16 protein-coding genes and 1 tRNA gene are annotated in these 18,345 nt (G+C 70.8%); 11 read left to right on the top strand and 6 right to left on the bottom strand.

The annotated features are described in order from the left end of the window. Positions 1-66: 66 nt before the first annotated feature. The 10 genes from AA0Y20_RS04595 to AA0Y20_RS04640 are packed head-to-tail and all read left to right on the top strand — an operon-like array spanning position 67 to position 10,639. The gene (locus AA0Y20_RS04595) at positions 67-2,103 is read left to right on the top strand and encodes a primary-amine oxidase (RefSeq protein ID WP_412937736.1); all 2,037 of its coding nucleotides are present in this window, start codon (positions 67-69) and stop codon (positions 2,101-2,103) included. Between the two features lie 31 nt (positions 2,104-2,134). After that, on the top strand, positions 2,135-3,745 hold the full coding sequence (locus tag AA0Y20_RS04600) for an ABC transporter substrate-binding protein (protein WP_412937737.1): 1,611 nt from the start codon (positions 2,135-2,137) through the stop codon (positions 3,743-3,745). 1 nt (position 3,746) lies between these two features. Continuing rightward, positions 3,747-4,712, top strand: coding sequence for an ABC transporter permease (locus AA0Y20_RS04605; RefSeq protein WP_412937738.1), 966 nt, complete (start codon positions 3,747-3,749; stop codon positions 4,710-4,712). Then, the gene (locus tag AA0Y20_RS04610) at positions 4,709-5,593 is read left to right on the top strand and encodes an ABC transporter permease (RefSeq protein WP_412937739.1); all 885 of its coding nucleotides are present in this window, start codon (positions 4,709-4,711) and stop codon (positions 5,591-5,593) included. Before AA0Y20_RS04605 ends, AA0Y20_RS04610 begins: the two co-directional genes overlap by 4 nt. Next, entirely contained in the window at positions 5,590-6,582 is a 993-nt protein-coding gene (locus AA0Y20_RS04615; RefSeq protein ID WP_412937740.1) for an ABC transporter ATP-binding protein, read from the top strand. Before AA0Y20_RS04610 ends, AA0Y20_RS04615 begins: the two co-directional genes overlap by 4 nt. Continuing rightward, positions 6,579-7,349 (top strand): ATP-binding cassette domain-containing protein, encoded by a 771-nt coding sequence (locus AA0Y20_RS04620; RefSeq protein WP_023952855.1) that lies wholly within the window; start codon positions 6,579-6,581, stop codon positions 7,347-7,349. Before AA0Y20_RS04615 ends, AA0Y20_RS04620 begins: the two co-directional genes overlap by 4 nt. Further along, positions 7,346-8,365 (top strand): P1 family peptidase, encoded by a 1,020-nt coding sequence (locus AA0Y20_RS04625; RefSeq protein ID WP_412937741.1) that lies wholly within the window; start codon positions 7,346-7,348, stop codon positions 8,363-8,365. Before AA0Y20_RS04620 ends, AA0Y20_RS04625 begins: the two co-directional genes overlap by 4 nt. Before the next feature lie 3 nt (positions 8,366-8,368). Continuing rightward, positions 8,369-9,010, top strand: a complete 642-nt coding sequence (locus tag AA0Y20_RS04630) for an FMN-binding negative transcriptional regulator (RefSeq protein WP_412937742.1) — start codon at positions 8,369-8,371, stop codon at positions 9,008-9,010. Continuing rightward, entirely contained in the window at positions 9,007-10,074 is a 1,068-nt protein-coding gene (locus tag AA0Y20_RS04635; protein WP_412937744.1) for a C45 family autoproteolytic acyltransferase/hydolase, read from the top strand. The genes AA0Y20_RS04630 and AA0Y20_RS04635 overlap by 4 nt, the downstream gene beginning before the upstream one ends. 4 nt (positions 10,075-10,078) lie before the next feature. Continuing rightward, complete coding sequence (locus AA0Y20_RS04640) at positions 10,079-10,639, top strand: hypothetical protein (RefSeq protein ID WP_412937745.1); 561 nt, start codon at positions 10,079-10,081, stop codon at positions 10,637-10,639. A 369-nt stretch (positions 10,640-11,008) separates the two neighbouring features. On the opposite strand, the gene AA0Y20_RS04645 is transcribed toward AA0Y20_RS04640, so the two are convergent. The 6 genes from AA0Y20_RS04645 to AA0Y20_RS04670 form a co-directional block, all read right to left on the bottom strand. Continuing rightward, positions 11,009-11,082: transfer RNA gene (locus tag AA0Y20_RS04645), tRNA-Gly, on the bottom strand. Between the two features lie 25 nt (positions 11,083-11,107). Next, entirely contained in the window at positions 11,108-11,557 is a 450-nt protein-coding gene (locus AA0Y20_RS04650) for a hypothetical protein (RefSeq protein ID WP_412937746.1), read from the bottom strand. Positions 11,558-11,600: 43 nt separating this feature from the next. Further along, entirely contained in the window at positions 11,601-13,826 is a 2,226-nt protein-coding gene (locus AA0Y20_RS04655; protein ID WP_412939703.1) for a beta-glucosidase, read from the bottom strand. 76 nt (positions 13,827-13,902) lie between these two features. Beyond that, positions 13,903-14,799 (bottom strand): carbohydrate ABC transporter permease, encoded by an 897-nt coding sequence (locus AA0Y20_RS04660; protein ID WP_412937747.1) that lies wholly within the window; start codon positions 14,797-14,799, stop codon positions 13,903-13,905. Next, positions 14,796-15,812 (bottom strand): carbohydrate ABC transporter permease, encoded by a 1,017-nt coding sequence (locus AA0Y20_RS04665; protein ID WP_412937749.1) that lies wholly within the window; start codon positions 15,810-15,812, stop codon positions 14,796-14,798. Before AA0Y20_RS04665 ends, AA0Y20_RS04660 begins: the two co-directional genes overlap by 4 nt. A gap of 8 nt (positions 15,813-15,820) precedes the next feature. Continuing rightward, positions 15,821-17,125, bottom strand: coding sequence for an ABC transporter substrate-binding protein (locus AA0Y20_RS04670; RefSeq protein ID WP_412937750.1), 1,305 nt, complete (start codon positions 17,123-17,125; stop codon positions 15,821-15,823). A gap of 204 nt (positions 17,126-17,329) precedes the next feature. On the opposite strand from AA0Y20_RS04670, the gene AA0Y20_RS04675 reads away from it, so the two are divergent. Next, complete coding sequence (locus AA0Y20_RS04675) at positions 17,330-18,343, top strand: LacI family DNA-binding transcriptional regulator (protein ID WP_412937751.1); 1,014 nt, start codon at positions 17,330-17,332, stop codon at positions 18,341-18,343. Positions 18,344-18,345 lie beyond the last annotated feature (2 nt).

Below are 18,345 nucleotides of genomic sequence, written 5' to 3' on the forward strand. Positions count from 1 at the left end.
CTGAACCCGACAGGTCCCGAACAAGACAGTGCCCGAACAAGACAGTGCCCCCGAACCGGAGATGCGATGAACTGCTCCTGCACCCCCAGCACGCACACCCAGCGCTCGCGGCGCCTCGGCGACGAGTCGGGAGCGCCCTACGCGACGCTGTCCGAGACCGAGCTGTTGCGCGCCGCTGAGATCCTTCGGACCCACGGCGCGCTCGACGACGACCACCGCATCGCCTACATCGGGCTCGACGAGCCCGACCGCCGCGAGGTCGCTGCCGGAGCCGACGTGCCGCGCCGCGCCCGGGTGCAGCTGCTCGACGTGGGCACCGGGCTCGCCCGCGACATCTCCGTCGATCTCGCCGCCGGCGAGCTGGCGCTGGACGTGCCGATCGAGCACGACGTCAGCGGCCAGGTTCCGCTGTTGCAGGAGGAGCACGCGCTCATCCGCGACCTGCTGGCCGTCGACGAGGACTGGCTCGCGGCGCTGCGCCTGCGGGGCATCACCGACCCGGCTACCGTCGCGCTCGCCGGGCTGTCGGCCGGGCGCTACCCGATCGAGGGAGAGGCGGGCCGCCGGCTCGCCCGGGTGCTCGCCCACCACCAGCCGACTCCGCAGACGATGCCGTGGGCGCACCCGATCGACGGTCTCGTGGCCTACGTCGACCTCGGCTCGCGGAGCGTCGCGCAGGTCGTCGATGCCGGGGTCATGCCCATTCCGCAGGAGACGGCCGACTATCACGTGCCGGGAACGTTCGGCCCCGAGCGCACGACGCAGAAGCCGATCGTCATCCAGCAGCCCGAGGGGCCGAGCTTCTCATTCGAGGGCGACGTGCTGACGTGGGAGAAGTGGTCGCTGCGCATCGGCTACGACATGCGCGAAGGGCTCGTCCTGCACGGGATCGGTTTCGAGGATGCCGGTCGCGTCCGGCCCATCGTCCACCGTGCCTCCATCGCCGAGATGCTCGTGCCGTACGGCGATCCCGGCCCCGTGCGTTTCTGGCAGAACTACTTCGACACCGGCGAATACCTGCTCGGCCGGCTCGTCAACAGCCTGGAACTCGGCTGCGACTGCGTGGGCGACATCACCTACCTCGACGTGCCGATCGCCGACGCGCGCGGCGGTGTGAAGGTGCTGCCCAACGCGATCTGCATCCACGAGGAGGACGCCGGCGTGCTCTGGAAGCACACCGAGCAGTTCACCGGGACGAGCGACGTTCGGCGTCAGCGGCGCCTCGTGGTGTCGTTCTTCGTCACGGTCGGCAACTACGACTACGGCTTCTACTGGTACCTCTACCTCGACGGCAAGATCGAGTTCGAGGCGAAGGCGACCGGCCTGGTCTTCACCGCCGCCTACGACGAGCGCACCAGCCGCTTCGCGAGCGAGCTCGCGCCCGGACTGGCCGCGCCGTACCACCAGCACCTCTTCTGCGCACGGCTCGACATGGCCGTCGACGAGGGGCCGGCCGTGATCGACGAGATCGACGTGACGACGGTCCCGATCGACGAGGGCAACCCGCACGGCACGGCGATCGGGTTCACCGCGACGCGCCTGACCAGCGAGTCCGGCGCCGTGCGCCGTGCGAACGCATCGGTCGGTCGTACGTGGCGAGTCAGCAGCGCGACCGCGACCAACCGTTTCGATCGTCCGGTCTCGTACGTGCTGACCCCCGAGGGGACGCCCGTGCTGCAGGCCCACCCCGAGTCGGTCATCGCATCACGCGCCCGCTTCGCGACCGCCGACCTCTGGGTCACCGAGTACGACCCGGAGGAGCGCTACCCCGCCGGCACCATCGTCAATCAGAGTGTCGGCGAGCAAGGGCTTCCCGCGTTCATCGCCGACGACGCGTCCCTCGAGTCGGCCGATCTCGTGCTCTGGCACACCTTCGGCCTGACGCACTTCCCGCGGCTCGAGGACTGGCCGATCATGCCGGTGGACACCTGCGGCTTCGTCCTCACACCCCACGACTTCTTCGACCGGAACCCGACCCTGGACGTCCCGGCGTCCGCGTCCTCCTGCTCATGCGCCCACGAGGCGCCCGGGCACGGAGGCGACCCGCACCACACGCCCCACTCGCACCACCTCCCCGTTTCGCCGTCGAGCCACGCGCACTGAATCGCGGGCCGGCACCTCGAGAGGAACCGCCATGAGAACACGCACCCGAATGGGAGTGGCGATCAGCACGATCGCCCTCCTCGCCGTCACCGGATGCAGCGCCGCATCCGCACCCGATCCGGCCGCGACATCCGACGAGGTCGCGCCCGGCTTCATCGCCGTCGCCGACGCCGACGCCCCCGCGGGCGGCGAGCTCGTCGTCCAGGTCGACTACGACACCGCCGAGGCCAGCGGCCTCGACCCCCAGGGCGCTGCGACTGCACGGTCGTGGATGCTCGAAGGACTCGTGTACGAAACCCTCACCACGATCGACGAGGACCTCGCCGTCGCCCCCGGTCTCGCGACATCGTGGGAGACACCAAGTGACACCGAGTACGTGTTCACCCTGGCCGATGACGCCGTGTTCTCGAACGGCCGCCCCATGACCGCGGCGGACGTCGTCGGCAGCCTCCAGCGCCTGATCGACAACCCGGTGACGTGGACCGGTCAGCTCGGCCCGGTCGCATCCATCGAGGCGACGGGCGATCTCGAGGTAACCGTCACGCTCTCCGAGCCGTACACCGCCTTCCTCGCGGCGCTCGCGAATACCCCGGCAGCCGTCCTGCCGATCGCCGAGATCGAGTCGGGGGCCATCGACATCACTCAGGAGATGCTGGGCACCGGACCGCTCGTCGCGTCGGCCCATCGTCAGGACGAGCAGTGGACCTTCGTGCCCAACGAGAACCACCCGGATGCCGCCGACCTCGGCTTCTCGTCACTGACGATCGACATCGTCGGCGACGAGGCCACGCGCGCCGCCGCGTTGCGCGACGGATCGGCCGACCTCGCCATCCTGAACTCCACCGACTCGGCCTCGCTGCTCTCGGGAACCGCCGACGCCCGCGTCGCCACGCAGCGCAACACCGACTTCCACTACCTGATGATCAACTCGCTCGGAGGCGATCCCGCGCTGGCCGACGAGGACGTGCGCTTCGCCATTAACTCCGCGATCGACCGCGACGCGATCAACGAGCTCGTCTTCGGAGGGGCGACCGCGGCGACGGGCGTCACACCCGTCGGACTGCCCGACTCGTGCGACCCGACCTCGCTCCCGTCCGCAGCCCGCGACCTCTCGGCGGCGAAGGCAGCCGTCGACGCCGTCGGCGGGCTCGAGCTGAACCTGCTCGTCTACACCGACGAGCCGGTCCTGGCCCAGATCGCGCAGGTCATCCAGCAGAACCTCGCCGAGATCGGCGTCGACGTCTCGATCGAGCAGCTCGACTACGCGACCTACTCGGGACGCGTGTACGGTGCGCCGTCCGACTTCGACCTCGCGCTGAGCTGGTTCGCGGGCTACGCCGACCCGGCGATGGTCACGACCTGGTGGAACCCGCAGCTCGCCGGCTTCTCGGCGGTCTTCATGTCGGGATCGCCCGAACTCGGCGAGCTGATCGCGGCGGGCGCGTCGACCGAGCCCGGCAGCGACCGGGCGGCCACTTTCGCCGACCTGTGCTCGCTGGCTGACGAGCAGAGCGAGATGGTCCCGCTCGTGCTGCGGCCGTCGACGATCGGGTGGAACACCGCGTCGCTCAGCCCCACGCTGAGCGCCGACGAGGGCTACGGCGACTTCCTCCGACGCATCACCGAATTCCGCGCCGGCTGACATGACCGTCATCCTGTGGTCGATCCGGCGCGTGCTGGCCGCCCTTCTCACGCTCGCCGGAGTCTCGGTGCTCATCTTCGCCTCCGTGCGACTGATGCCCGGCGACTACACCGACCTCGTCCTGGGTCCGCTCGCCACCGAGGCGCAGCGGGCCCAGGCCGTGGGCGAGTCCGGCCTCGACGCACCCGTCGTCGAGCAGTACTTCCGTTGGGTCGGGGGAGTGCTCACGGGCGACCTCGGCTACTCCTTCGTCTCGAACGTGTCGGTGACGGAGGAGTTCGCCGCCCGGCTGCCCGTGACCGCGACCATCGCGGCCATCACCATCGTCGTCACGCTGCTCGTCGGCATCCCCCTCGGCTTCGTCGCAGCCCTCCGGGCGGACGGATCGGCGGGGGCGGCCGGCAAGCTGCTGAGCGCTCTCGGCATCAGCATCCCCGAGTTCCTGCTCGCCGGGCTGCTCGTGTTCGCCGTGTCGACGCTCGGGCTCGGGGTCTCGGTCGGACAGTACGCCGCCTTCGCGGACGATCCCGCCCGCTTCTTCGGCTCGCTCGTCCTGCCCGTCGCGGTCCTGGCGGTTGGATGCGTGGCCGTGGTCGCGCGCAACACACGCGACGCCGTCCTCAACGTCCTCGTCGAGCCGCACATCCAGGCGGCCGTCGCCCGGGGGGAGACGCCCATGTCCATCGTCCGTCACCATGTCGTGCGCAACGCGGCGGCGCCCATCCTCACGATCGTCGGAGCTCTGGTCGCCGTCCTGCTCGGCGGCACCGTCATCGTCGAGTTCGTGTTCAACGTGCCGGGGATGGGGTCGTACCTGCAGACCGCCCTCGGACGTCGCGACTACGCCATCATCCAGGCCGCGGTTCTGCTCGCCGCGACCGTGTTCATCCTCGCCGCCCTCGTCGTCGACCTCGTCTCGAACGCGCTCGACCCGAGGCTGCGCCTCACCGGGGGGAGCCGGCGATGACCGTCACACCGACCACCACCCAGCGGCTGTCGAGCGCGCGTCGCCGCACGCGCGTCGCATGGAGCGAGATCGACGTGCTCACCCGTACCGCGATGCTCGTGCTCGCGGCGATCGTCGTCATCACGGTCGTCGCGACCCTCACGGGCGTCGCCGGGTCGACCAGCGCGACCATCGGCGGACGGTTCCAGCCGCCCGCGTTCGACGCGCCTCTCGGCACCGACAACCTGGGGCGGTCGTTCCTGCCCCGCCTGTTCGAGGGGATCGGCACGACGCTCGTGGTCTCGATCGTCGCGGTCCTCTGCTCGGCCGCGGTCAGCGTGCTCCTCGGGATGACGGCGGGCTACTTCGGCGGGGCCGCGAACGAGGTCGTCATGCGTGTCGTCGACATCCTCTACGCGTTCCCGGCCCTCGTGCTCGCGATCCTCGTCTCGGCGCTGATCGGGCCCGGCCGGCCCGCGGCCATCATCAGCATCGTGGCGATCACCATCCCGCTGATGACACGCGTCGTACGCCTGGCGACGCGCTCGGTCGCCGAACGCGACTTCATCGTCTCGGCGCGCATCAGCGGCGTGCGCACCCCGGTCATCTTCGCGCGGCGGCTGCTCCCCAACATCGCCGGCACCGTGATCGTTCAGGCGAGCTACGCCCTGTCCGTCGCCATCCTCGTCGAGGGAGGGCTGAGCTTCCTCGGCTTCGGAGTGCAGGTGCCCGAGGCGTCGCTCGGCCTGCTCATCCAGCAGGGAACCCTCTACATGACCCTCGCCCCGCACCTGCTCATCGTCCCCGGAGCGGTGCTGGTGGTATCGATCCTCTGCATCAACATCGTGGGCGACAGCCTGCGAGACCGACTCGAACCCCGAGAGACGAGGTCGCTGACATGAGCGCCGTCATCATCCGCGACCTCGCCCTCGACTTCGTCGGTGCGACCACCGTGCGCGCCCTCGACGGCGTCGACCTCGAGATCGGCGTCGGCTCGTCGCTCGCCCTCGTCGGCGAGTCGGGGTCGGGCAAGTCCACCCTCGCGTCCGTCCTCGGGCGGATGCAGCCGAAGTCGGCGACCGTCGTGCGCGGCGACATCCGCGTCGCCGGCATCGATGTGCTGGCGCTCGGTACCACCGCGTTGCGCCGGTACCGCCGAGACCAGCTCGCGTACATCGCACAGGACCCGATCGGATCGCTCGACCCCACGATGCGCATCGGACGTCAGCTGCAGCTCGTGCTGCGCTCGATGGGACGGGACGCGTCGACACCGCGCCTGCTCGAGCTGCTCGAGGCCATGCAGATCGAGAACCCCGACCGTGTGCTGAAGCTGTACCCCCACCAGGTCTCGGGCGGGATGGCGCAGCGCGTCGCGATCGCGCTCGCGATGTGCCGGCGACCCCGTCTGCTCATCGCCGACGAGCCGACCGCGGCCCTCGACTCGCAGGTGCGCGAGGAGGTCGTGCGGCTCATGTTCGAGCAGGCCCGCTCGCTGGGCACGACGATCCTGTGGCTCAGCCACGACCTGCCCGCCGTCGCACGATGGTGCGACGAGGTCGCCGTGATGTACGCCGGCCGGGTGGTCGAGCGTGGCCGTGCCGCCGACGTGCTCGGCGCACCCGTGCACCCCTACTCGCGAGCGCTCGCCGCGACCGATCCCTCGCGCGTGCGACGAGGCGATCGGCTCGCCAGCATCCCCGGCTCGCCGCCGGTGCTGCACGGCGAGTCGGCCGGATGCGCCTTCAGCGCGCGCTGTCCCGTCAGCGTCGCGGCGTGCGCGACGACCCGGCCGCAGCCGACCTCCGCGCGTTCGAGTCTGTGCATCCGCACCGACGAGCTGCTGCGCCGCGACAGCGAGCAGCGGGACCAGGACCAGGAGGTGACGGCATGACCGATGACCGGCGACCCGTCGTCGAGCTCGACGACGTCTCGGTGCGCTTCACATCGGGGTTCGGTCCCGCGCGGCGTTCCGTGCAGGCGATGGCGGGCATCTCGTTCGACATCGCGCCCGGCGAGACGCTCGGGCTCGTGGGCGAATCCGGATCGGGGAAATCGACGACCGGGGCCGTCGTGCTCGGGCTGCAACGACCCGACAGCGGCGTCGTCCGGTTCGAGGGCGCCCCGCTCGCCCGGAGTCTGCGGTCGCGGGCCGGCCGCATCCAGGCCGTGCTGCAGCACCCGCGGTGGGCGATCGACCCGCGATCGAGCGTGCTCGACGCCGTGCTCGAACCGCTGCTCGTGCACGAGCGCCGCAGCGCCGCCGCCGAGGCGCGGGCTCGGGCGATGCTCGATTCCGTCGGCCTTCCGGTGTCGTTCGAGCAGCGGCGCCCGCACCAGCTCTCCGGTGGACAGCTGCAACGGGTGAGCGTCGCGCGGGCGCTCGTGACCCACCCGGCGTTCGTCGTGTTCGACGAGGCCGTCAGTGCGCTGGACGTCTCGGTGCAGGCGCAGATCCTCAACCTCATCCAGGACCTGCAGCGCGAGCACGCCTTCGCGGCGCTGTTCATCTCGCACGACCTCGCCGCCGTCCGGTACATCTCCCATCGTGTCGCCGTCATGCGCCGGGGCGAGATCGTCGAGCTCGCCTCCACCGACGTCTTCTACGAATCGCCCGCCCATCCCTACTCGCGCCAACTGTTCCAGGAGCTCTCATCGTGACCCCTTCGCCCCGTCTCGCCCCCGTCCGCACGCAGGGGCCCCGGCTCTCGAACGGAGACTTCGCTCTGCTCCCCGCGCACGGCACCGATCGCGGGGAGGTCGCCTACGACTTCCCGGGTGTGCGCGTCGGCACCGCCGAGTACGCCGAAGGACCGACCGGCGCCACGGTGCTGTCGATCCCGAATGGCGCGCGCACGTACGCCGACCGGCGCGGCGGTGCGGTGGGGGCGAGCGGTCTCTACAGCTTCAACCATGCGATCTGCCTCGCCGGCGGTTCGGTCTACGGACTGTCCGCCGTCGCCGGCGTCTCGGAGGCCCTGTTCGGCACGGTCGAGCACCGGGCGGGCTTCGACGAGCTGCAACTCGTCTCGGGCGCGATCATCTACGACTACTCCGTGCGCGACAACGGCGTGTTCCCGGATGCCGCCCTCGGGCGCGCGGCGTACGACGCGGCGCGCGACGGAGTCATCGAGGTGGGCCGCGTCGGCGGGGGTGCGTCCGCCTCGGCGGGCAAGGTCGATCCCGCCCGCGTGGAGTTCACGGGGCAGGGCGCCGCGTTCCGGCAGGTCGGCGACGTGAAGGTGCTCGTGGTGACGGTCCTGAATCCGTACGGCGTCATCATCGACCGTTCGGGTCGTATCGTCCGCGGCAACTACGACGAGACGAGCGGCGCACGGCGGCACCCGGCCGAGGATTACGAGGCCGCGATCGCCGACGCGCGGCTCACGGCCGGGGTCTCGGGCAACACCACGATCACCGCGGTCGTGACGAACGTCCGCCTGAGCGACACCGATCTGCAGCAGTTCGCCCTGCAGGTGCACAGCTCGATGCACCGCGGCATCCAGCCGTTCCACACCTCGATGGACGGCGACACCCTGTTCGCGCTGACGACCGACGAGATCGACCTGCCCGCCGACCCGGCCACGGCGCGCGGACGTCTGTCGCTCAACCCCACCGCCGTCGCGACCCTCGCGGGCGAGGCCGCGTGGGACGCCATCCTCTGCGCGGCGGGCTGACCCGTGCACGAGTTCCCCGCTTACCGCGCCCCGTCGCAGCACGAGGTCACCGACCTCGTGCGGGCGAACCCCTTCGCTCTCATCGTCTCGGGCGGATCGGCCGATGAGGCGCCGGTCGCCACCCACACGCCCGTCATCATCGAGCGCCTGGCCGCCGACGACGGCCTCGTCGGCGGCGAGATGCTCGGACACATCGCGCGCAAGAACCCGCAGTGGCGCTCGCTGCACGATGGGCAGCCGGTGCTGCTGGTGTTCTCGGGGCCGCACGGCTACGTCTCGCCAACCGCGTACGCCGACGACCCGAACGTCCCGACGTGGGACTACGCCGCGGTGCACCTGACGGCACGCGTGACGGTGCTGGACGACCCGAGCGAGAGCATGCACGTCGTCACCCGGACGGTGCACGAGCTCGAGGCGCTCGAGTCCACCGCGTGGGACCCGACCGGATCGCTGCCGACCTTCGAGCGCATCGTCGGGGGCGTCGTCTCGTTCCGCTTCGCCGTGACCGACCAGCGCGCGGTGTTCAAGCTGAGCCAGGACAAGCCGGCGGACGTGCGCGAGCGGGTCGTCGCCGCGGCGCGCGCCCGGGGCTGCCCGCACGGCGACGTGGGCGCCCTCATCGAGCGGATCGGAGCCGGATCATGATCGTTCACGAGTGGTCGGCCGAGTCGACGGACCCCGAGGCAGAAGGGCGCCGTCTGGGGGCGGCCTGGGCGCCGCAGCTGCGCGCGGCGCACGCGTCGTACCGCGAGCTGTTCGCGCAGTCCGGTGTGCCGGCGGCGGATGCCGTCGACGTCGCGCTCGCGTGCGGTGCCGCGGTCACCGAGCATGCGCCGGAGGTGGCCGCCGAGTTCCGGGGCCTCGCCGCCGGCAGCGGCCTCGAGGTCGCCGACGTGCTGATGCTCACGGCTCGCACCGAGATCCTCGCGCGGATGACCCCGTCGATCCCGTCGATGGAGTGCTCGACGATCGTCCACGTGCCCGAGACCGGCGCGCCTCGCACGCTGCAGACCTGGGACTGGCATCAGACGCTCTCGAACGAGACCCTCGTGCGCCGGTGGCGGAGCGCCTCCGGGGTGCGTGTCGCAGCCTTCGCGGAGTTCGGGCAGCCGGCCAAGATCGGCGTCAACGACCGGGGGGTCGGCGTGCACTTCAACATCCTCCACCACCGCTCCGACGGCTCGCAGGCCGGGGTGCCCGTGCACGTGCTGTCGCGGATGATCCTCGACCGTGCCGCGAGCGTGGCCGAGGCCGCCGCGATCGCGAGGTCGGTGCCGCTCGCGGCATCCAGTGTGATCACCGTCGTCGACCGGGAGTCCGCGGCGGCGATCGAGGTCGCCCCCGCGGGCGTGGCCCTACTGCCCGTGTCGCGCGGCGAGACCTTCGCGCACACGAACCACTTCCTCGACCCGGGCCTCGCCGCGGGGGAGTACTCGCCGTACGAGACGACCAGCGTGCCGCGCTACACCTGCCTCGTCGACAACGCCGAGCTCGCCGGCATCCCGGATGCGCGGGAGCGCGCCCTCGCGTTCGGCGCGGTGGCCGGCGACGGGATCTCGGTGCGTCCGCGCGCCGAGCAACCCGACCACCTGCGCTGGGAGACCAAGCTCACCGTCGCGCTCGACGTCGCGGCCGCCGCGCTCGAGTTCGCGGCCGGGGCGCCCGCCGACATCGCATCCCTGTCGTGGCGTCGGTTCACGGCGGGGTGACGCGGTGTCGGCTGCGTTGCACCTGAGCGCGCTCGTGGCCGCGGTCGTCGGCACGGCGGTGCTGCTCGTCCGTCCCCGCGGGACGCAGCTGGCAGCCGTCGCGGCGTCGGTCGTCATGGCTGCGGCGATGGCCGACCTGACCCTGTGGCGTGCCGTGCCTGCGGTGTGGTGGGTCGCCGCGCAGCTGGCGCTCGCCGTCGTGCTGGCGGTCGTCGCTCGGTGCGCCGGGTCGCGCCCTGGCGTCGACGGACGCGCATCGCGCGGCGCGGTCTGCCCCCTCGCGGTGCACGCCGCGCTCGGCCTCGTCGTCATGGCCGCGTGCGCCGCGGCGATGGGCGGCGCGGGCGACGGCTCCGGTGTCGTCGGCGGTTCTTTCGGTGTCCGGGGTCACGACCACACGTCGCCGACGGGGCTGCTCGTCGTGCTGGGCGGCCTCGTCGTCGGATGGGCCGTCGTGACGGCTCGCCATATGCGGCTGCTGCCGCATCCCCGCCATCGGGTGCATGCCGGCCTCATGCTCGCCTCGGCGGGCGCGATGCTCGTCGGCGCGGCCGCGGGAGTCTGACCGGGCCCGTCGCAGCGCCCGGGGTGCGGCGCGCGGGCGCGGATGCAAGGGTTCTCGGCCGACACCCTGGTGCAGGATGCCGCGGCCCGGGGTGTCGGTTCTGATCTCTTGCATCCCGGCACCGGGTCGCGCTGCACGGCGAGGCGCCTCAGGCGGCGCAGGCGCGGCACCCTGATGCAAGGGTTCTCGGCCGACACCCTGGTGCAGGATGCCGCGGCCCGGGGTGTCGGTTCCGATCCCTTGCATCCCGGCACCGGGCCGCGTAGTGGAGGGGCTGACGGGAATCGTCCCCACCCGGGGCGGGGCGGTTCCGACGGCAACACCACAAATGCGGAAGGGGCGCGACCGCTGGCCGCGTCCCTTCCGCATTGGAGGGGCTGACGGGAATCGAACCCGCGCTATCTGCTTGGGAAGCAGATGTTCTGCCATTGAACTACAGCCCCACGCACCCGAAGGTGCTCGGTCAGCTTACCCCACGGGGCTCGAGCCACCGGAAGTCGGCCCGCTCGGCCCGGTCGGCCCACCGGGAGCGCCCGGACCCCCCGGGGTACCCGGAGCAGAGGGGCCGCCGGGAGCGCCCGGCGCAGGCGGACCACCGAGACCGGGCCCACCGGGAGCAGCGGGCCCACCCGGAGCGCCCGGCGCACCGTGGCCGCCGGGCGCGGGCGGAGCCTGCGGGTACGGCGGCGCCGCAGGCCGCGGACCGGCACCATAACCACTGACACCAGCACCGCCACCACCCGGGAACTGTCCGCCGCTCTCGCGCATCGCGAGGAGCATGCCGTTCTTCACCGCCGTGCGCATCAGCAGGTAGCTCACCCACAGGATGAGCGCGATCGTGCCGAGGTAGATCGCGATGCCGAGCACGACGAAGCCGATGCCGAAGGCCGCCGCGGGCCCTGCGTAGTCGTTGTACATGGCCCGCACACTATCGCTCGATCCCGCCGCGCACGACCCCCGGTCACCGCTCGATCGAGACCTCTACGATGCGCCGGTCGGATGCGGTCACGCGGTGCACGTCGCCGACGATCTCGGTCGCCGCCTCGGTCTCGCGCTCCGCGCACGACGGTCCGACCCACAGCTCGATGTCGCCGGGCTCGACGATGCGCACGCCCTCGCGTCCCGTGAACGCCAGCCGCGCGGTCGGGACGTCGAACGAGACGGTCGCCTCGGCGCCGGCATCCAGGTGCACGCGGACGAAGCCGAGCAGCTGCGCGACCGGACGCGTCACGCTTCCGTGGACGTCGCGGGCGTAGAGCTGCACGAGGTCGGTGCCCGCGCGCTCGCCCGTGTTCCGCACACGGACAGTCGCCGTGAACGCGTCTCCGGCCGAGACCGACTCCGCCACCGACAGACCGTCGCGCTCGAACGTGGTGTAGCTCATCCCGTGCCCGAAGGGCAGCGCCGGGGTGCTGTCGGCGCTCGTGATGTCGTTCGGTCCGCCGAGGATCGGATGCAGATAGCTGTAGGGCTGCGAGCCCGACGATCGGGGGAGCGACACCGGCAGGTGGCCCGACGGCGAGACCTCGCCGCTCAGGACGGCCGCGATCGCGGGTCCGCCCTCTTCTCCGGGGAAGAACGTCTGCAGCGCGGCCGCGACGGCGTGCTCGCCCGACAGAGCCCAGTCGATCGCATAGGGACGGCCCGACAGGACGACGAGCACGACCGGGGTGCCGGTCGCGACGAGACGCTCGACCAGCTCGCGCTGCACGCCCGGCAGCTCGAGCGAGTCGGCGTCGTTCCCTTCGCCGACGGTGCCCCGCCCGAAGAGGCCCGCCCGGTCGCCGACCGCGACGATCGCGACATCAGCCGCGCTCGCGGCATCCGCCGCCTCGGTGAAGCCCGACCGGTCATCGCCCTCGGCCTCGCAGCCGCGCACGACGGTGACGTCGGCGCCCGGCAGCGCTTCGGCGACGGATGCCGCGAGCGTGGGGATCTCGAATCCCATCGGCACGCCCGGGTGGTGGGCCAGCACGTGATTGGCGAACGAGTAGCAGCCCATGAGGGCCTCCGAGCTGTCGCCGTTGGGGCCGATCACGGCGACACGGCGGGGTGACGCGAGCGGCAGGACGCCGTCGTTGCTCAGCAGCACCACCGACTCCTCGGCCAGCCGGCGGGCGAGGGCGCGGTGCGCGGGCGAGTCGAGGTCGACGCTCGTCGGCGGGGTCTCGAACGTCTCGTCGAGCAGACCCAGCTCCTCCTTCTGGATCAGCACGCGGCGGACGGCGCGGTCGATGAGTGCCTCGTCGACCTGCCCGGCACGGACCCGCTCGGCGAGCGGTCCGACGTAGGCGTCGCCGGTCGGCAGCTCGACGTCGATGCCGGCCTCGAGAGCGAGCTGCGCGGCCTCGCCGCGGTCTCGCGCGACGGCGTGCATCGTCTGGAGGAAGGCGACGGAGAAGTAGTCCGACACGACGGTGCCGTCGAAGCCCCACGTGTCGCGCAGCAGGTCGGTGAGGTACGCGGGAGTTGCCGCGACCGGGACTCCGTCGATCTCGGCGTAGGAGTTCATGACCGACCGCACCCCGCCGTCGCGGACGGCCATCTCGAACGGCGGGAGGAAGACGTCGGCGATCTCACGGGGCCCCGCGTGGACCGGCGCGTGGTTGCGGCCCGCCTGCGAGCCCGAGTAGCCCACGAAGTGCTTCAGTGTCGCGTGCACCCCCGTGCTCTGCAGCCCTCGCACGTATGCGGTGCCGATGACGCCGACGACGTACGGGTCTTCGGAGATGCACTCGTCGACGCGGCCCCAGCGCGGATCGCGGATCACATCGAGCACGGGTGCGAGTCCCTGGTGGATGCCGAGCTCGCGCATCGACTCGCCGATCAGCGCGCCCGTCTCCTCGACGAGCTCCGGGTCGAACGCCGCGCCCCACGCGAGGGGAGTGGGGAAGGTCGCCGCCTGCCATGCAGCCAGGCCCGTCAAGCACTCCTCGTGCACGAGCGCGGGGATGCCCAGACGTGTCTCGCGGACGAGCCGGCGCTGTTCGTCCCACAACCACGCGGCCCGTTCGATCGGGTCGACCGGTCGCGTTCCGTAGACGCGGGTGAGCTGGCCGAGGCCATGGACGGTGGCGTCGGCGTATGCGGTCGACGAGGCCATCTCGCCCGCCATCGGGGCGACGACCTCGTCGCCCTGGTCGACCCAGAAGCCGACCAGCTGGGCCAGCTTCTCGTCGAGGGTCATGCGAGCGATCAGGTCGGCGACGCGCGTCGAGACGGAGATATCGGTGAGGGTCACGGTTCGTGCTTTCTCTGCGGGGTCAGCCCTTGACGGCGCCGGTCAGACCGCCGACGATGCGGCGCTCGAACAGGCTGAAGAACGCCAGGGCGGGAAGCATCGACAGGGAGGTGAAGGCGAGCACCTTCGCCGTGTCGACCGAGTACTGCGACGAGAACGCCTGCACGCCGAGCGGCAGGGTGAAGGTCGCCTCGTTGTTGAGGATGAACAGCGGCAGCAGGTAGCTGTTCCAGCTGCCGATGAAGGCGAGGATGCCGACCGTGATGACGCCGGGCACCGAGAGGGGCAGCACCATCCGCCAGAAGAACGACAGGCGTCCGCATCCGTCGATGAACGCCGCCTCCTGGATCTCGTCGGGGATCGCCCGCAGGAACGGCACCAGGATGATGATCGTCATCGGCAGGGCGAAGGCGATCTGGGGGAGGATGATGCCCGCGAGGGAGTTCATGAGTCCGAGGTCGCGGATGACGATGTACAGCGGCGTGATCGCGACGGTGATGGGGAACATCAGGCCCGAGGCGAAGACGGCGTACAGCACCCCGCGACCGCGGAACTGGTAGCGGGCGATGATGTAGCTCGCCATGAGCCCGAGCAGCACGGCACCGATCGTCGTCGCGCCGGCGGCGATGGTCGAGTTGAGCACCTGCTGCCAGAACTGCGAGCCGGTGAGCACCGTCAGGTAGTTCTCGATGTTCCACGGCGACGGCCATCCGGCGGGGTCCACCGTGATCTGCGCGTTGCTGCGGAAGCCGCCGATGATGATGTAGAGCACCGGTGCCAGCATCAGTGCGATCACGACGAGAGCCACGAAGTACACGACGGGGCTGCCCCAGGGCAGGCGCTCCTTGCGGCGTCCGCGACGACCGGTCGGGGCGGGCGCGACGATCGCGCGGGTGGCGGGGGAGGTGAGGGCGGTCATCGCTCCGGCTTCCCTTCGGTGATGGCCCCCGCGGTGTCGCGTCGCAGCACGTAGCGCTGGTAGACGATCGCGACGACGAGGGAGATGAGGAAGATCACGACGGCGACGGCGTTTCCGAAGCCGTAGCTGCCGGCGTTGCGCCCGTTGACGACCATGTAAGTGGCCATCGTCGAGGTGCCGGCGGTCGAGGCGACGTACTGACCCCAGATGATGTAGACGAGGTCGAACAGCTGCAGCGCGCCGATGATCGAGAGGAACGCCCAGATGCGCAGCGTCGGGGCGAGCAGCGGCAGGGTGATCCGCCAGTGCATCTGCCAGTAGCCGGCGCCGTCGAGAGCGGCGGCTTCGTAGAGCTCGTCGGGGATGCCCTGGAGGCCGGCGAGGAAGAGGATGACGGCGAAGCCAACGTACTTCCACGTCAGGATGCCCATGAGGGTCCAGATGGCGATCGAGGGATCGGCGATCCAGTCCCGTGTGAACGCGCCCAGGCCGAGCTGCTCGAGCGCACCGTTGAGGGCGCCCTGGGTCTGCAGCATGAGTCCGAAGCCCGTGCCGACGACGACCTCGGCGATGACGTACGGCACGAAGATCAGCACGCGGATGAGCGACTGCCCCCGCATGCGGCGGTTGAGCAACAGAGCGAGGAGGACCGCGACCGGCCCCTGGAGCACGAGGGATGCCACGACGATGATCGCGTTGTGGCTGAGCGCCTCGACGAAGGTCGGGTCGGTGAGGATCGTGATGTAGTTCTGCAGGCCGACGAACTCGGTGGGCGGCCCGTAGCCCTGCCAGCGGAAGAAGCCGTAGTACGCGGCCATCACGACGGGGAAGATGACGAACCCGACGAACATCACCAGGGCGGGTCCGACGAGCACCGCGATCTCGAGGCGACCCGACCAGCCGAGGCCTCGGCGGCGCCGGGAGGGCGAGGGCGTCGTGGTGACGCCCTCGCCCCGGGCCGCGAGATCCACGCCGTCGGCGTTGCCCGCCACGGCTGTCTCGCTGAGCGACATGATGCGGATCAGCCCTTCTTCGCCGCGTCGGAGACCGACTGGATCATCTGCTCCGGCGTGCTCTTGCCCGCCAGCAGGTCGACGACGGCGACGTTGAGCGCGTTGCCGACGTTCTGGCCGAGGACGGTGTCGAGCCACTGCGACACGAAGGGCGCCTTGTTGTACGCGGCGAGGACCTCCTGGAGGTACTCCTCCTCGACCGCGCCCTGCGCGACCGAGTTGACCGGCGGAGCGTTGAAGGCCTTGTAGTAGGCCTCCTGCTGCTCGGCGCTGGCGAGGAAGTTCAGGAAGTCGGCGCACTCCTTCGGGGCCTTGGCCGAGCAGGAGTATCCGTCGACGCCACCCATGATCGAGCCGGGCTCACCCGCTCCACCCGACAGCTCGGGGAAGGGGAACCACGCCAGGTCGGGCAGAGGCTGCTCGTCGGGCGTGAGCGAGGCGATGACACCCGGGTTCCAGGCGCCCATGAGCTCCATGCCCGCCTGGTGGTTGGCGATGAGGCCCGCACTGCTGCCGGCGCCCTGCTGCGCGGAGGTGGTGAGGTAGCCGTCGTTGAAGGGCTGCAGCTCGGCGAAGTCGGCCAGGTCCTCGGCGGACTTCAGCCAGCACTCGTCGCTGAAGTCCTTCGAGTCGCCGGTCTTCTCGATCGTCTCCGGGCTGCACTCGCGCAGCGCGAAGTTGTAGAACCAGTGCGCGGCGGGCCAGGCATCCTTCGCGCCGAGCGCGACGGGGGCGATACCGGCGTCCTTGAGCTGGCCGACGACGGTCTCGAGCTCGTCGACCGTCGTGGGGGTCTCGGTGATTCCGGCGTCCGTGAAGAGATCGGAGCTGTACCAGAAGCCGCTGGGGAGCACGGCGAGCGGCATCGCCCACACCTTGTCCTGGTAGGTCTCCGCCTTGAACGAGCCCTCCGAGATCTCCTCTTTGGCGGTGTCGCCGATGAGATCGGTGAGGTCCATCAGCTGTCCGGCCTGCACCATGGCGGCCATCTTGCCGCCACCGCGCTGGAGGAAGATGTCGGGCGGGTCGCCCGCGTTGAGCGCGGTCTGGAGCTTGCCGTCCATGTCCTCGTTCTGGACGGACTGCATCGAGATCTTCACGTTCTCGTTCTCCGCCTCGAACGCGGCGATCGCGTCCTTCCAGAACTGCTGTCCGGGGCCGGTGGTCGAGTTCTGCCAGAGCGTCATCTCGACGGTGCCGTCGGCGCTGCCTCCGTCGCCGTTGGCGCTGCAGGAGGTGAGGGCGAGAGCCCCCACCGCCAGAACGGCTGCCGTGACGGCCGCCTTGCGGGGAGCCGTGATGGTGCGTGCCATGTGATTCCTTCTCTCTTCGTTGAGTGGACATCTGCGGTGAGCGCGCCGCGGCCGGGCCCGGGCGGGGCTGCTCGAACCGCCGAGCGGCGATGCTCGGTGTCGTCGGACATTCGCTGGTGCTGTCGGACACCGAAAGTTTGCGCGGACAACAAAGAGGTGTCAAACGTTTTCGAAAACGGTTTCCATCCGGGCTAGCATGCGTCCATGGACCGACGTCGACCCACCATCCACGATGTCGCCGAACGCGCCGGCGTCTCGGTCTCGACGGTGTCGAAGGCCGTCAACGGGCGTTACGGGGTGGCGACGGCGACGGTGGATGCCGTGATGGCGGCAGTCGCGGAGCTCGGTTACGAGTCGAGCCTGATCGCCAGCAGCATGCGATCGCGCTCGACGGGCGTGATCGGCGTCCTCGTCGCCGACTTCGAGCCGTTCAGCGCCGAGATCCTCAAGGGCGTGGGCGAAGCGCTGCGCGACACCAGCTACGACCTGCTCGCCTACTCGGGCTCGCGCGGCGACGAGGAGGGCTGGGAGCGCCGCTCGCTGTCGCGCCTGAGCGGAACGCTGATCGACGGCGCGATCATGGTCACGCCCACGGTCGTCAAGGCGAGCGCCGATGTCCCGCTCGTGGCGATCGACCCGCACACCGGGCCGGCCGACGTGCCCATCGTCGAGAGCGACAGCTACGGCGGCGCCCGCGAGGCGACGGCGTACCTCATCCGCATGGGCCACACCCGCATCGGGTACATCGCGGGACGCGCCGACCTCCGATCGTCGATCGCACGCGACGCCGGATACCGCCGTGCGCTCGCCGACGCCGGCATCCCCTTCGATGCGACCTACGTCGGGGCAGGGCGCTATCGCGAAGCGACGGTGCGCGAGGTGGCGATCGACATGCTCTCGGCGGCCAACCGGCCGACCGCCGTGTTCGCGGCGAACGACGTGTCGGCCATCGCGATCCTGCAGGTCGCCGCCGAGCTCGGGCTCGAGGTTCCCCGCGACCTGTCGATCGTCGGCTTCGACGACATCCCCGAGGCGACGCGGCTCCCCGTCCCGCTGACGACGGTGCGACAGCCGATGGGACGGCTGGGAGCGGCCGCCGTCCAGATGCTGCTGGCCCTCATGCGCGGCGAGACGCCGTCGACCACGCATCTGCGGCTTCCGACTAAGCTGGTCGCCCGGCAGACCACGGCGCCGCCCGTGCGGCTCCGGGCCGGATGACG

Origin of the sequence: Microbacterium pratiae (genome assembly GCF_047302165.1) — a bacterium.
Classification (GTDB): Bacteria; Actinomycetota; Actinomycetes; order Actinomycetales; family Microbacteriaceae; genus Microbacterium.